The organism is Saccharopolyspora soli (assembly GCF_022678645.1).
GTDB lineage: Bacteria > Actinomycetota > Actinomycetes > Mycobacteriales > Pseudonocardiaceae > Saccharopolyspora > Saccharopolyspora soli.
Map to the genome: position 1 here is coordinate 44,995 of NZ_JALBWV010000057.1, position 14,027 is coordinate 59,021.

The following is a 14,027-nucleotide window of genomic DNA, read 5'->3' on the forward strand; positions in this document are numbered from 1 at the left end:
GTAGAAAACACGCCGTGTCGCCATCGGTCCCGCGAGGCCGGGACCTGCGGGACGGCGACCGCCCGAGCACGCGGCGCACGATGCCGCACCACCTGGCGAGGACACCATGCCGAAGTCCAAGGTCCGCAAGAAGGACTCCTCCACCCCGGTGACCGATCGCCGCACGCCGGTGAAGGCGAAGGCGCTCGGTCCGTCGCACCCGATCTACGTAATCGTGATGTTGGCGATGATGCTGATCGGACTGCTGTGGCTGGTGGTCAACTACCTGGCGAGCGACAAGATCCCGTTCATGGCCGACCTGGGCGGGTGGAACTTCGCCGTCGGCTTCGGGTTCATGATCATCGGCTTGTTGATGACGATGAAGTGGCGCTGACCGCCAATACCACGAACGCGGTTGGTGGTCGAGGTCCGAAGGAGTCAATCCCTTCGGGCCTCACTCATCCCATTGACGTCTTGACATTGGGTCAGCGAACGACACAGGTGTAACTCATCCCCAGTGGGGATAACTCCTGTGGATAACTCATCCGTAGCGAGTGGATAACGGTGGATGTACCGAACGGCTCCCAGCACTGGACAACGCCGATCGGGTTGGTCACGTGCGGGTGGGTCCTCGCCGCCGCAGCAGCCCTCTGGTGGCTGGTCGCCGATGCCGCGGTCGATCGCCTGTTCATCGGTGTCCTCCTGCTGGCGCTCGTCGCGGTATCGGCGCACGCGAGCATCTGTCGACCACGGCTGCAGGCCAACCGCGACGGCATCACCGTGCGCGGCCTGCGCGGTCCACAACACTGGCCCTGGCCTGCGGTAACGGTCCGAGTCCGGCACGACCGCCGATTCGGCCGCTCGGTGCAGACACTCGAACTCGACACCGAGGCGGACCTGGTCGTGCTGACCAAGCTCGACCTGGGCGCGGACCCGCAGGACGTCGCGGACGCGCTCAGCGCGCTGCGCCCCTAGGACCTCCTGCCAGCGGCTGCGAACTCACGAGCCCAGCCCGCAGCGCGTGTTCGCCCCGGAGCCGATGCACACCACGTTGCCGAACTGCACGTCGCGAGTGACCAAGAGCGCGATCAGCACCACCAGCAGAGCGGCCAGTGCAGCCCCCTGGACCAGCGTCCGCCGGTCGCGCGGCGCGTAGACCAGCGCACCGGTCGCGGCCACGCCGAGCACGAGTCCACCGAGGTGCCCGAGCAGCGAGATCCCCGGGATCAGCACGCTGGCCGCGATGTTGAGCGCGATCACCACCAGCACCGGCCGCAAGCTCACCTTCAGCCGCAGCGCGGCGATCGCGATGCCGCCCATCAGCCCGTACACCGCGCCGGACGCACCGGCCACCGCGGTGACCTCGTCGCCGAACAGGAACACCGCGGTACTGCCGCCGAGCAGCGACAGCAGGTACACCGCGCCGAAGCGCAGCCGTCCCAGCACCAACTCCAGGTCCCGGCCGATCACCCACAACGCGATCATGTTCATCAGCAGGTGGAGCAGGCCGAAGTGCAGGAATCCCGAAGTGATCAGCCGCCACCACTGGCCACCTGCGACCAGGATCGGCCACAGCGCCAACTCGTCGAACCACGCCGACTGGTAGTTGGCGCCGATGCTGCCCGCCTGCACGGCGGTGAGCACGAAGATGGCCACGTTGGCCGCGACCAGCACCGGCACCAAGATCGGCTTGTCGGACAGCCGCGCACCCGCGACCGTCACCGGCCTCCGGAAGTTGCGCTGTCCCTGCGCGACGCAGTCGACGCACTGCTGGCCGACGGCGGCGTCGCGCAGGCACGCCGGACACGCCGGGCGCTCACACCGGGTGCAACGCAGCCCGGTGGGGCGGTCCGGGTGCCGGACGCAGGTCGGCAGCTGCGGCGGCGCCCCGTCCGCCCCAGGCTGGGATCCGGGCGGAACAGTCACGTCAGGACCTGCTCTTCAGCTAGTCGGCCGGTTCTTCAGCCGTGTTCGATCGAGACCTTCTCGATGACGATGTCGGTGACCGGGCGGTCGTTCTTGCCGGTCGGGGCGTGTGCGATCGAGTCGACCACATCACGCGACGCCTGGTCGGCGACCTCACCGAAGATGGTGTGCTTGTAGTTCAGCCAGGTCGTGGCCGCCACCGTGACGAAGAACTGCGAGCCGTTGGTGTTCGGCCCGGCGTTGGCCATCGCCAGCAGGTAGGGCTCGGTGAACTGCAGCTCGGGGTGGAACTCGTCGCCGAACTGGTAGCCGGGGCCGCCTCGTCCGGTGCCGGTCGGGTCCCCGGTCTGGATCATGAAGCCGTCGATGATGCGGTGGAAGATCACCCCATCGTAGAACGGCCCGGAGCGCTCACCCTTCGCGTTCGGTTGGGTGTACTCCTTGGTTCCTTCGGCGAGGCCCACGAAATTGGCCACGGTCTTGGGCGCCTGGTTGGGGAACAGGTTGATCCGGATGTCGCCCTGCGAAGTGTGCAGGGTCGCGGTCACCGTCGTCCCAACGAGCGATCCGTTGTCTTCAGCCACCCGACCATCCTGCCATCGAAGAGGCCGAACCAGGTGTCTGGGTGCACCATGGGCGGATCGCCGCCTGCCGGGCGGTGTCCACGCGGTGCGCGTGGGCGGATGAGGTCGACCGGCGAACGCCGGGCCAAGGAGGCACACGATGGACGAGGTGAAGGCGATGGCCCGAGCTGGCGAAAGCGTGGGCAGAGCGGTCGGGACGGGCTTCAAGTCCGCCCGCCACGGCGCGAAACGCGCCAGCGAGGTGGGCATGGCGCTGTCCAAACATGCAGCAGCCCGTGCCGAGCAGGAGCTCGCCAACCGCGGTATCTCCACCGACGAACTGCAGGAGCGCATCGCCCAGCGGGCCACCGGCATGTCCCGCAAGGAACTGGCCAAACGCGGCCGCAAGGCACGCAAGCAGTGGGAGAAGAAGACCGCGCAGTCCCGCAAGCAGCTGGCCAAGAACACCATCGCGGCTCGCAAGGAGCTGGCCGCGCGCATCGAACCGGGCAAGCCCAAGCGGCGCAAGTGGCCGTGGGTGCTGCTGGCGCTGGCCGGTCTGGTGGCGGCCGCGGCGGTGGCGTTCTCCCGCCGCCCGGAGGAAATGCCGGTCGCGGACGCCAACGGCGACTTCAACCGGCGCGACACCCAGGCTCGGCACCGCGCGAACCGCCCCGACGTGCCAGCGCAGTCCGACGGCCAGCAGAGCCCCGTGGAGGCGGAACGATCCCGCTGACCCCTTGAACTGACCGGAGGCTGTGCTGGACGGTTCCACTATGTCAACCAGGGTTGACATAGTTGCTGATGTCAACTTAGATTGACAGCATGGCAGAAGCGACGGAACTCGCCTCGGCGGCGAGCAGCCGCGATCCACGCGTCGGCCTGCGCGCCGTGGCGGCCCTGCGGAAGCTGCTTGAGCAGCTGGAAGCCGTCCAGATCCGCAACGCCCGCAACCAGGGCTGGTCGTGGCAGGAGATCGCCACCGAACTCGGCGTGTCCAGGCAAGCCGTGCACAAGAAACACGGGAGGTCGTGATCATGTTCGAGAAGTTCACCGCGGCGACCCGGCAGGCGGTGATCCGCGCGGTTCGCGAAGCCGAGCAGCGCGAAGCCCCGGAGGTCACCGAAGAACACCTGCTGCTCGCGCTCGTCGACGACCCAGCCACCACGGCGGGGCGCCTGCTGTCCGAGCACGACGTGCACCGCGACGCGGTCACGGCGGCCTACGAACGCGCCCGGCGACTCGGCGGCCTGAGCGAATCCGACGCGAAGATGCTCCGCGAACTCGGCATCGACCTGCACAGCGTCGTCGCCAACGTCGAGCGCTCCCTCGGTGTGGACGCGCTCGCCGAACAACCCCGAAAGCGGCGGCGCTTCTTCAAATCGCACACCCCGTTCAGCGCGGCCGGAAAGCGCCTGCTGGAAGCGACCCTGCGCGAAGCCATCGAGCTCCGCGACCGCCACCTCAGCAACGAACACCTGCTGCTCGCCTTCCTGCACGGCAACGGAATCGCCGCGGAACTACTGGAAACACACGGCCTGACCTACCAAACCGTGCGCGCAGCCATGCGCAACGCGGCATGACCTACGAGGACGCGCTTCCTTGGGGTTGTGCAGCTTGGGCCTCGTCGGCCGGGCGCCGGACGACGGAGGCGCCGACCGCGCCCAGCGCACCGACCAGCGCGAACGCGTAGAAGCCCCACGGGTAGGCCAGCCCGGCGGTGAGCAACGCCCCACCGAGCAGCGGACCGCAGATCGCCCCGATGCGTCCGATCCCGGCCGACCAGCCGAGCCCGGTGGCTCGGTTCACCGCCGGGTACACGCGGCCGATGTAGGCGTAGACGAGCACCTGCGAGCTGAACACGAAACAACCGGCCAGGAAGACCGCGACGTAAACACCGATACCCGGCAGCCGGATGCTCAACGCGGCGAGGAACACCGCCGAGGCGACGAACCAACCGATCGTCGACAACCGCGGACCGATTCGATCAGCCACCGCACCAGCGATGACCAGCCCGACCACCGCGCCGATGTTCAGGGTCAACAACAACCCCAAGGCGGCACCCAGCGGGTATCCGGCGGTCTTCATGATCTGCGGCAACCAGGTGTTGAGCCCGTAAACCAGCAGCAAACCCATGAACGACGTCACCCAAAAAGCGATGCTGGCTCGACCGAACCCACCTCGGAACAACGAAGCCACCGCGCTCGCACCGCCGCTGAGCTTCCGTTCCGGGGCGGCGTTGCGCAGGAACGAGGCCGATTCGGGCAGGTGGCGCAACATCAGCGGAACGAGCACCAGAGCTGGCGCGGCGCCGATGACGAACATCGCGCGCCACCCCAACGTCGGCAGCACCAAGATGCCGAGCAACGCGGTGAGCACAGCGCCGACGTGGTAGCCGGTCATGATCGTGGTGGTAGCGCTACCGCTCTTGCCCGCGCGGGCGTACTCGGTGACCAACGCGATGGCGGTGGGCAAGCACCCGCCGAGGCCCAACCCGGCGAGGAAGCGCAACAGTCCGAAAACGAAAGCCGAAGGAGCGACCGCACACAGCAAGGTGAACAAGGAGAAACTCGCGACGGAGAAGATCAGCGCCTTGCGACGCCCAACAACGTCCGTGACGGTCCCGATGACCAGCGCACCGATGGTCATGCCGACCAACCCGATGGTGGACACCACGGAAGCACTGCCCGCGGTGAGTCCCCATTCCCCGGTATCGAGCAGCACCGGCAGCACGGTGCCGAGCACAACCAGGTCGAACCCGTCCAACAGCACGGCCGTCCAACACAAAGACAACACCCAACGACCCGACATGCCACCTCCACTGCCCCGTCGCAGAACCGGAATGCCGGAAATGTTGCCCTTTCAAAGAACCTGACCGAACAAAAAGCCTTCCACTGAACGAAACCCAACCCGCCAAACCCGCGAGAAGCAAAGGCAGGACACGAAGCGACTCCCCACCCAGAACCCAACGACCAGAACAACACCCAAACAACCAGCGCAGCCCCGATATACCGGGCAATACCCAATTCGATGGGCAAACTGACCACAGGTCCGACGACGGAACTCCACCGAAATGCTGGTCAATGAGCAGGCCCGGAAGCCCACGAATACCAGGGAGCCCGCGAAAAGTGACCACCGCACCGTGGGGGGCTTGGGGGGCTCGGCCCCCCATGTGATGACGCGAAGAGCCAGGTCCGCGCTTTCCGCGGACACACCTCTCCCACTCTTCGTGTGGAGACGAGGGGAATCGAACCCCTAACCCCCGCCTTGCAAAGGCGGTGCTCTGCCAATTGAGCTACGTCCCCGACTGTCGCAGCCCCACGCAGGTCTACCGACCGGTGACGCTCACAACGACTACCGGCTCAGCGAGCCGGAATCAAGCGCCTGGAAAAACGATCAGACCTCAGCGGTGGCTTCGCGCCACAGGTCGGCTTCGGCCTTGGCTGCCCGGTTGCGACGGATGACGAACAGCACGACTCCAGCAACTGCGGCGAGTGCGAGCAGCTTCTTCACTTCCGGTCGCCTCCTAGCACGGCGTGCAGCCCGAGAAGTTCTCGGATCTGACAGAAAAATTGACCAGTGGGCCTAGAAGGACTTGAACCTTCGACCTCTTCGTTATCAGCGAAGCGCTCTAACCGCCTGAGCTATAGGCCCTTGGTGTGCTTCAAACACTACAGGACACCGTCCAACGCCCGGAACAGGGGGTGTCGTTGGGACGGAGTGGACGTGGCGATCCCGGCGCACGATCCGGAATCGCCACGTCAGCGACTCACTCCCGCTCGGACAGCGTGACCTCGACGCCACCGGCGAAGTCGGCCGCCACGTTGTAGATGAACGCGGCAACCGTCGCCAGCGCGGTCACCAGCACGATGTTGATCGCACCGATGATCGAGGCGACCCCGAACACCCGGCCAGCGCTGATCAGCGGTTCGCTGGCCGCGTCGTCGGGCTGGGTCAGCTCGGTGAACGTGCCGTTGAGCTGGTTCCACACGCCCATCCCGTCGAGCACGCCGTACAGCACCGCGACCGCGATCATCCACACGAAGAACAACGCCACGCTCAACACCAGCGCGAGCTTCAGCACCGACCACGGGTCCAGCCGCTTGACCTGCAGGCTGGCCCGCCGCGGCCCTCGGCTCGGCCGCCGGGCGGACGCCGACGGCGTGGTGCGACCAGCGCCGACTCCAGTGGCGCCACCGCCGGTGAACGACACGGTCGTCCGCGCGGCCTGCGGCACCTTGGTGCGCACCGTCTCCTGGTCCTGCACGTGCTTCGGGATGTTCTGGGTGTCATCGGCCTCCGGGTCCACGGCGGCCGGTACGACCGGCGTGTCCGGCGCGGTCGCCGAGGCACGCTGCCACGGGGGCGGCGCGTCTGTCCCGTGCAGCGCATCCCCGCTGCCGCCGTCGGCGGGCTGCGTCGGTTCCGAGCCGGACTCGGTGCCGGTGGTCCCGGCGCTGTCGTCGACTGTCTGGGTGCTGACCGAAGCCCGGTCCGCATCCTGCTGCGGGCCCGACTGCTCCGGCTTCTCGGAAGGTGTCACGAGCGATCCTTCGATGATCGTCGGCGGTGTGCGGCGTGGTCTCCCACGGTTTTACTTCTGCTGCTCCGGCCCCGCAGCGTCCGGGTCGGCGGCCTCGTCCGCATTGCGCGCGATGGCCACCAGCGTGGACCCCTCGTCGAGGTTCATCAGACGAACCCCCTTCGTCTGCCGACCGGCCTTGCGCACCTCCTTGGCGGTGGTCCGGATGACCCCACCGGTCGAGGTGATCGCGTAGAGCTCGTCGTCGAGCTCGACGATGAGCGCCCCCACCAGCCTGCCACGCCTGTTGTCGTACTGAAGAGTCAGCACTCCCTTTCCGCCCCGGCCCTGCACCGGATAGTCATCGATCGGGGTGCGCTTGGCGTAGCCGCCATCGGTGGCGACCAGCACGTACCGGTCGGGCCGGACGACGCCCATCGCCAGCAGTTCGTCACCGTCGTTGAACCGCATGCCCAGCACACCCGAGGTGGCCCGGCCCATCGGCCGCAGCGCGTCGTCGGTGGCGTGGAACCGGATCGACTGGCCCTCCGCGGACACCAGCAGCAGATCGTCCTCGGCGGAGCACAGCACCGCCCCGACCAGCTCGTCGCTGTCCTTCAGGTTGATCCCGATCAAACCACCCGATCGGTTGGAATCGAAGTCGGTCAGCCGGGACTTCTTGACCAGCCCGTTGCGAGTCGCCAGCACCAGGTACGGCGCCGCGGTGTAGTCCTTGATCTGCATGACCTGGGCGATCTGCTCGTCCGGCTGGAACGCCAGCAGGTTCGCCACGTGCTGACCGCGCGCGGTGCGGTTGGCCTCCGGCAGCTCGTACGCCTTGGCGCGGTAGACGCGCCCCTTGTTGGTGAAGAACAGGATCCAGTCGTGCGTGGAGCACACGAAGAAGTGCGACACGATGTCGTCCTGCTTCAACTGCGCGCCCTGCACGCCCTTGCCGCCGCGCTTCTGCGCCCGGTACAGATCGGTGCGGGTCCGCTTGGCGTAGCCGGTGCGGGTGATCGTGACGACCACGTCCTCGTCGGCGATGAGGTCTTCCATGGAGACCTCGCCCTCGAACGGGATGATCTTGGTGCGCCGGTCGTCACCGTACTTGTCGACGATCTCCATCAGCTCGTCGCGGATGATCTGCCGCTGCCGCTCCGGCTTGTCGAGGATGTCCTTGAGGTCCTCGATCTCCCGCTCGATCTCGGCCAACTGGTCGATGATCTTCTGCCGCTCCAGGGCGGCCAACCGGCGCAGCTGCATCTCCAGGATCGCGTTGGCCTGGATCTCGTCGACGTCGAGCAGCTCGATCAGACCGGTGCGCGCGTCGTCCACCGTGGGCGAGCGCCGGATCAGCGCGATGACCTCGTCGAGCATGTCCAGTGCCTTGACCAGACCGCGCAGGATGTGGGCGCGCTCCTCGGCCTTGCGCAGCCGGTACCTGGTCCGCCGGACGATGACCTCGATCTGGTGCTTGACGTAGTACCGGATCACCTGGTCCAGCCGCAGGGTGCGCGGCACCCCGTCGACCAGCGCCAGCATGTTCACGCCGAAGGTGGTCTGCAGCTGCGTGTGCTTGTAGAGGTTGTTCAGCACCACCTTCGGGATCGCGTCGCGCTTCAGCGTGACCACGATCCGCATGCCGCGTCGGCTGTTGGACTCGTCCGCGATGTCCGAGATGCCGGTGAGCTTGCCCTCCCGGTGCATCGCGGCGATGTTCTCGATCAGGTTGTCCGGGTTGACCTGGTAGGGCAGCTCGGTGACGACCAGCGTGGTGCGGCCCTTGGTGTCTTCTTCGATGGTGACGACGGCCCGCATCTTGATGGAGCCGCGGCCGGTGCGGTAGGCGTCCGCGATCGCGTTGGTGCCGAGGATGAGCCCGTGGGTCGGGAAGTCCGGACCCTTGATCCGCGCCACCAGCGCGTCGAGCAGTTCCTCGTCGGTGCACTCCGGGTTCTCCAACGCCCAGACGACGCCTTCGGAAACTTCGCGCAGGTTGTGCGGCGGGATGTTGGTGGCCATCCCGACCGCGATCCCGCCACCACCGTTGACCAACAGGTTCGGGAACCGCGACGGCAGCACGGTGGGTTCCTGGGTGCGGCCGTCGTAGTTGTCGGCGAAGTCGACGGTGTCCTCTTCGATGTCGGCGAGCATGTGCATCGCCAACGGATCCAACCGCGACTCGGTGTAGCGCATAGCGGCTGCTGGGTCGTTGCCCGGGGAGCCGAAGTTGCCTTGGCCGTCGATCAGGGGGTGGCGCATCGACCACGGTTGGGCCAGGCGGACCAGGGCGTCGTAGATCGCCGAGTCGCCGTGCGGGTGGTAGTTGCCCATCACGTCGCCGACCACGCGGGAGCACTTCACGTAGCCGCGATCCGGGCGGAAGCCCGAGTCGTACATCGCGTACATCACGCGTCGGTGCACCGGCTTGAGGCCGTCGCGCACGTCCGGCAGCGCCCGCGCGACGATGACGCTCATCGCGTAGTCGATGTAGGAGTTCTGCATCTCCTGCTGGATGTCGACCGGTTCGATCCGGCCGTGTTCCGGCGGCAGGATGTCCGTCATGCTCTTCCTTCGCTTTCGGGACTGGAGAAGTTCGGTGGGTTAGTCGCGATCACACGTCGAGGAACCGGACGCCCTTGGCGTTGCGGGTGATGAACGAGCGGCGGGCCTCGACGTCCTCGCCCATCAGCACGCTGAACAACTCGTCCGCGGTGGCCGCGTCGTCCAGCGAGACCTGCAACAGCAGTCGGGACTCCGGGTTCATCGTGGTTTCCCACAGCTCGTCGGCGTTCATCTCGCCGAGACCCTTGTAGCGCTGGATGCCGTCGTCCTTGGGCAGCTTGCGACCGGCCGCGGCCCCCTGCTCCAGCAGCGCGTCGCGCTCCCGGTCGCTGTAGGCGTACTCCGGCTCGGAACGCGGCCACTTGATCTTGTACAGCGGTGGCTGCGCGAGGAAGACGTGGCCGTTCTCGATCAGCGGTCGCATGAACCGGAACAGCAGGGTCAGCAGCAGGGTGCGGATGTGCTGACCGTCGACGTCGGCGTCGGCCATCAGCACGATCTTGTGGTAACGGAGCTTCGACAGGTCGAACTCGTCGTGGATGCCGGTGCCCAGGGCGGTGATGATCGCCTGGACCTCGTTGTTCTTGAGGACCTTGTCGATCCGCGACTTCTCCACGTTGATGATCTTGCCGCGCAGCGGCAGGATCGCCTGGAACCGCGACTCGCGGCCTTCCTTGGCCGAGCCGCCCGCGGAGTCGCCCTCCACGACGTAGAGCTCGCATTCGTCCGGGTTGTTGGACTGGCAGTCCTTGAGCTTGCCCGGCAAGCCGCCGATGTCCATCGCGCTCTTGCGGCGCACCAGCTCCTTGGCCTTGCGCGCGGCCACTCGGGCCTGCGCCGAGGACACCGCCTTGTTGACGATCACCTTGGCCTCGGCGGGGTTGCGCTCGAACCAGTCGGTGAGCCACTCGAACGCGGTGGTCTGCACGAACGACTTGACCTCGGTGTTGCCCAGCTTGGTCTTGGTCTGCCCCTCGAACTGCGGCTCGGAGACCTTCACCGACACGATCGCGGCCAGGCCCTCGCGGACGTCGTCGCCGGTGAGGCTGCCGTCCTTGTCCTTGATCAGCTTCTTGTCCTTGGCGTAGACGTTGACCACGCGGGTCAGCGCGGACCGGAAGCCTTCCTCGTGGGTGCCGCCCTCGTGGGTGTTGATGGTGTTGGCGAAGGTGTACACCGACTGGTTGTAGCCGGAGTTCCACTGCATCGCGATCTCCAGCTCGTGGCCCTTGCCGGACGCGCTGAAGGACACCACCTTCTTGTGGATCGGTTCCTTGGTGGCGTTGATGTGCCGGACGAAGTCCTCCAGACCTCCCGGGTAGTGGAAGGTGCGTTCGGTGGCGCGTGCGGCGGTGCCGCTGGCGTCCTCACCGGCCTCGTCCTCTTCGGCCGCGCGCTCGTCGCGGAGCACGATCGTCAGGCCTTTGTTCAGGAACGCCATTTCCTGCAGGCGGCGGGAAACGGTCTCGGCGTTGTAGCGGGTGGTCTCGAAGACCTTCGGGTCGGCCCAAAAGGTGATGGTGGTGCCGGTCTTGTTGGTGCGTTCGCCGCGCTCGACGTCGGCGACCGGCTTGGAGTCCTCGTAGCGCTGCCGCCACACGTAGCCGTTGTAGTGGATCTCGGCCTCCAGCGCCGAGGAAAGCGCGTTGACGACCGAGACGCCGACGCCGTGCAGACCACCGGAGACTGCGTATGCCTCGCCGCCGAACTTCCCACCCGCGTGCAGCACGGTCAGGACGACTTCGAGGGTGGGTTTCTTCTCCACCGGGTGCATGTCGACCGGGATGCCTCGGCCGTCGTCGACGACGCGCACGCCGCCGTCGGCGAGCAGGGTGACCTCCACCTTGGATGCGTACCCGGCCATCGCTTCGTCGACGGAGTTGTCCACGACTTCCCACACCAGGTGGTGCAGACCGCGTTCCCCGGTCGATCCGATGTACATGCCCGGACGCTTGCGGACGGCCTCAAGGCCCTCGAGAACGGTGATGGATGACGCGTTGTAATCGCTCTTCTTCGGTGCCACGGGGCCTCGATTTCTCCTTGAGCCGACTGTGCTGTCAGGGTGATCGGTTGGTGCCGGTTCGAACGCTCCCGGTGCCGCACCGCAGACCACTTCGGGGCGACTCAGCTGTCGGTGTCGCACCCGGTGCGTGCCGACGCCCGCGCCTGGCGGCGCATGTTGCGAGCGCATCGGCCGTACCCTCACTTGATTCTACTGGTCCCCCGTCGCAGAAGTGGGGCAAGGACACCCCTGACTTGCTCACAGAGCGAAGAACTCGAATCAATCCACCATCTGAGAGCCGTGGATAGCTGCCGGGAGATCTCTGCGACGATCGGCCGCTCGTGGGCGACGCCGGTGGACCGGCGGCCCACCGGGCAGGCTACTAGCCGTAGGTGTCCCGCGGGCCGCGTCCGGGAACGTGTCGCGGACCATGCCGCCAGCTGGGCGCGGCCGGGCCCTGGACCTTGATGCGGCGCACCACGTCGCGGCCGACCCCGTCGCTGATCCGCTTCAGGATCTGCCGTTGCAGCAGGCGCAACTGGGTGGCCCACGCGGTGGACTGGGCCTGCACGGTGAGCTCGCCGTCCTTGAGCGCCACCGGTTTGGTGTGTTCGGCGACGTCGCCGCCGACCAGGGTGGCCCACTTGGCGAAGACCTGGCCGCCGGAGAGGTGTTCCGTCCAGCCGCGTTCGGTGGCGATCCGGGCGGCCAGCCGTCCCAGCGGTTGCGGGTCGCGGTCGTCCGGACGGGGTCCGGACCAGCCGCGGCGGCGGCGCGGACGGGTGCGGCCACCGGTCTTCCGGGCCTCGCGGCGGCGTGCCGCGGACTGCTCGCGGGCGGCCTGCAGGGCGGCGCGGGCGAGGTCCGGACCGGTCAGCGCGGCCCCGTCGGAGCCGCTGACTTGGTCGGTTGGTGCCGTCCAGTTATCCACACCATCCACAGGGTTATCCCCAGATGTGGGTAGTTCGGCAGGTTTCCCGGCCTCATTGATCACTGTGGGTACATCTGATGACTTCGGACGGTCACGAGACACGTTGCACCTCGCCTTCGCGGACGTCGAATCGGGTACCGGTGAGTTCTGGTGGAACGTCCTCCGGCACCGCTGCGGTCACCAGCACCTGCTCGGCCTCGGCGACCAGTTCGGCCAACCGGCCTCGGCGGCGGCGGTCGAGCTCGGCGAAGACGTCATCCAGGATCAACACCGGCTCGGCGCCATCTTCGGTGAGCAGGTGGTAGGAAGCCAGCCGCAACGCCAGTACGAACGACCACGATTCGCCGTGGCTGGCGTAGCCCTTGGCGGGCAGTTCGCCGAGCAGCAGTTCCAGGTCGTCGCGGTGCGGTCCGACCAGCGACACGCCGCGCTCGATCTCCTGCGGACGCACCCGCTCCAGCTCGCTGAGCAGGGCTGATTCCAGTTCGGTCGGATCGGCGGCCTTGCCCAGCGGCACGCCGTAGCCCTCCGGCAGGGCTTCGCCGAGGCTGCTGCGGTAGCGCACGTCGGCCACCCGGCCGGACGGGGCGGTGACCTCGTCGGTGGCCGCGACGTTGGCGTATGCGCTGGTCACATGCGGGGTGATGGCGGCGACCAGGTCGAGCCGTCCGGCCAGCAGCTCAGCGCCGCTGCGGGCGAGGTGGCCGTCCCAGACCTCCAGCGTTCGCAGGTCCGCTGATCCGCCGCCCTTGCGTGCCGCGCCTGCGGACTTGAGCAGGGCGCTGCGCTGTTTGAGCACCCGGTCGTAGTCGGCGCGGACACCCGCGTAGCGGGGTGACCGGGCGACCAGCAGGTCGTCGAGGAATCGGCGGCGCTCGCCCGGATCGCCGCGGACGATGGCCAGGTCTTCCGGGGCGAACAGCACGGTGCGCAGGATGCCCAGCACATCGCGGGGTTTGGCGGCGGCACTTCGGTTGATCCGCGCTCGGTTCGCCTTGCCGGGGGTGATCTCCAGTTCGACCAGCAGCTCGCGTCCGCTGTTGACGACGGCGGTCCGCACCACTGCGCGCTGCGCTCCGTCGCGGACCAGCGGCGCATCGGTCGCGACGCGGTGCGAGCCGAGGGTGGCGACGTAGCCGATGGCTTCGACCAGGTTCGTCTTGCCCTGTCCGTTGGCGCCGACCAGCACGGTGACGCCCGGTTCCAGGGCCAGGTCGGCGTGCGGCCAGGACCGGAAGTCGGTCACCTGCAAATGACGCACATACACGACGGTCCAACTTAGGGGGTTGGTTTGGGTGGGTGGTCCGATGGCGGAACCTCGGATGACGTCTCGACTCCGGGATCCCCGGGTTGGGGGTGTCCGATACGCGGCGTCGCCGCGTGCCTGTCGCCAACCGCGGTTGATCCGCCGCGTCCGCTCAGTGGTCGGATCCGGGGATTCGTGGGGGTTGTGGGTTGTGGGCGAAGGACCCAACCGGCGCGGGGGGGAAAGCCCCCCGGGGGGGGGGTTTTGGGGCAACCCACCCCCCCCCCCCC

General features: G+C 67.4%; 13 protein-coding genes, 2 tRNA genes and 1 pseudogene. 5 read left to right on the forward strand and 11 right to left on the reverse strand.

Annotation, left to right across the window (positions count from 1 at the left end):
* Positions 1-106: 106 nt before the first annotated feature.
* Positions 107-373: a cell division protein CrgA gene (crgA, locus tag MOQ72_RS33225; RefSeq protein WP_242189723.1), complete on the forward strand. Its 267-nt coding sequence runs from the start codon at positions 107-109 to the stop codon at positions 371-373.
* Positions 374-543: 170 nt separating this feature from the next.
* Positions 544-954 (forward strand): PH domain-containing protein, encoded by a 411-nt coding sequence (locus MOQ72_RS33230; RefSeq protein ID WP_242189724.1) that lies wholly within the window; start codon positions 544-546, stop codon positions 952-954.
* A 24-nt stretch (positions 955-978) separates the two neighbouring features.
* Here the strand turns inward: MOQ72_RS33230 and MOQ72_RS33235 are convergent, their stop codons facing one another.
* The gene (locus tag MOQ72_RS33235; protein ID WP_242189725.1) at positions 979-1,905 is read right to left on the reverse strand and encodes a rhomboid family intramembrane serine protease; all 927 of its coding nucleotides are present in this window, start codon (positions 1,903-1,905) and stop codon (positions 979-981) included.
* A gap of 35 nt (positions 1,906-1,940) precedes the next feature.
* Positions 1,941-2,489: a peptidylprolyl isomerase gene (locus tag MOQ72_RS33240; protein ID WP_242189726.1), complete on the reverse strand. Its 549-nt coding sequence runs from the start codon at positions 2,487-2,489 to the stop codon at positions 1,941-1,943.
* Positions 2,490-2,628: 139 nt separating this feature from the next.
* Here MOQ72_RS33240 and MOQ72_RS33245 point away from each other — a divergent pair, with 139 nt between their 5' ends.
* The 3 genes from MOQ72_RS33245 to MOQ72_RS33255 all read left to right on the forward strand — a co-directional run bounded on the left by MOQ72_RS33245 (position 2,629) and on the right by MOQ72_RS33255 (position 4,051).
* Positions 2,629-3,204: a hypothetical protein gene (locus MOQ72_RS33245; RefSeq protein ID WP_242189727.1), complete on the forward strand. Its 576-nt coding sequence runs from the start codon at positions 2,629-2,631 to the stop codon at positions 3,202-3,204.
* A gap of 89 nt (positions 3,205-3,293) precedes the next feature.
* Positions 3,294-3,503 (forward strand): HTH domain-containing protein, encoded by a 210-nt coding sequence (locus tag MOQ72_RS33250; protein WP_242189728.1) that lies wholly within the window; start codon positions 3,294-3,296, stop codon positions 3,501-3,503.
* A 2-nt stretch (positions 3,504-3,505) separates the two neighbouring features.
* Positions 3,506-4,051 (forward strand): Clp protease N-terminal domain-containing protein, encoded by a 546-nt coding sequence (locus tag MOQ72_RS33255; RefSeq protein WP_242189729.1) that lies wholly within the window; start codon positions 3,506-3,508, stop codon positions 4,049-4,051.
* Between the two features lies 1 nt (position 4,052).
* On the opposite strand, the gene MOQ72_RS33260 is transcribed toward MOQ72_RS33255, so the two are convergent.
* The 9 genes and pseudogenes from MOQ72_RS33260 to recF form a co-directional block, all read right to left on the reverse strand.
* Positions 4,053-5,279 carry an MFS transporter gene (locus MOQ72_RS33260; RefSeq protein WP_242189730.1) on the reverse strand — a complete coding sequence of 409 codons (1,227 nt, stop codon included), beginning with the start codon at positions 5,277-5,279 and terminating at the stop codon, positions 4,053-4,055.
* Between the two features lie 421 nt (positions 5,280-5,700).
* Positions 5,701-5,773: transfer RNA gene (locus MOQ72_RS33265), tRNA-Ala, on the reverse strand.
* Between the two features lie 100 nt (positions 5,774-5,873).
* Positions 5,874-5,981: pseudogene (locus MOQ72_RS33270) on the reverse strand (DLW-39 family protein); the annotation flags it as partial.
* A 67-nt stretch (positions 5,982-6,048) separates the two neighbouring features.
* A tRNA-Ile gene (locus MOQ72_RS33275) sits at positions 6,049-6,122 on the reverse strand.
* 115 nt (positions 6,123-6,237) lie between these two features.
* On the reverse strand, positions 6,238-7,011 hold the full coding sequence (locus MOQ72_RS33280) for a DUF3566 domain-containing protein (RefSeq protein WP_242189732.1): 774 nt from the start codon (positions 7,009-7,011) through the stop codon (positions 6,238-6,240).
* Positions 7,012-7,062: 51 nt separating this feature from the next.
* Positions 7,063-9,558 (reverse strand): DNA gyrase subunit A, encoded by a 2,496-nt coding sequence (gyrA, locus tag MOQ72_RS33285; protein ID WP_242189733.1) that lies wholly within the window; start codon positions 9,556-9,558, stop codon positions 7,063-7,065.
* A 49-nt stretch (positions 9,559-9,607) separates the two neighbouring features.
* Positions 9,608-11,581, reverse strand: coding sequence for a DNA topoisomerase (ATP-hydrolyzing) subunit B (gene gyrB, locus MOQ72_RS33290; protein WP_242189734.1), 1,974 nt, complete (start codon positions 11,579-11,581; stop codon positions 9,608-9,610).
* 361 nt (positions 11,582-11,942) lie between these two features.
* Positions 11,943-12,491 (reverse strand): DciA family protein, encoded by a 549-nt coding sequence (locus MOQ72_RS33295; protein ID WP_242189740.1) that lies wholly within the window; start codon positions 12,489-12,491, stop codon positions 11,943-11,945.
* A gap of 91 nt (positions 12,492-12,582) precedes the next feature.
* Positions 12,583-13,758: a DNA replication/repair protein RecF gene (gene recF / locus MOQ72_RS33300; protein WP_242189735.1), complete on the reverse strand. Its 1,176-nt coding sequence runs from the start codon at positions 13,756-13,758 to the stop codon at positions 12,583-12,585.
* Between the last annotated feature and the right edge of the window lie 269 nt (positions 13,759-14,027).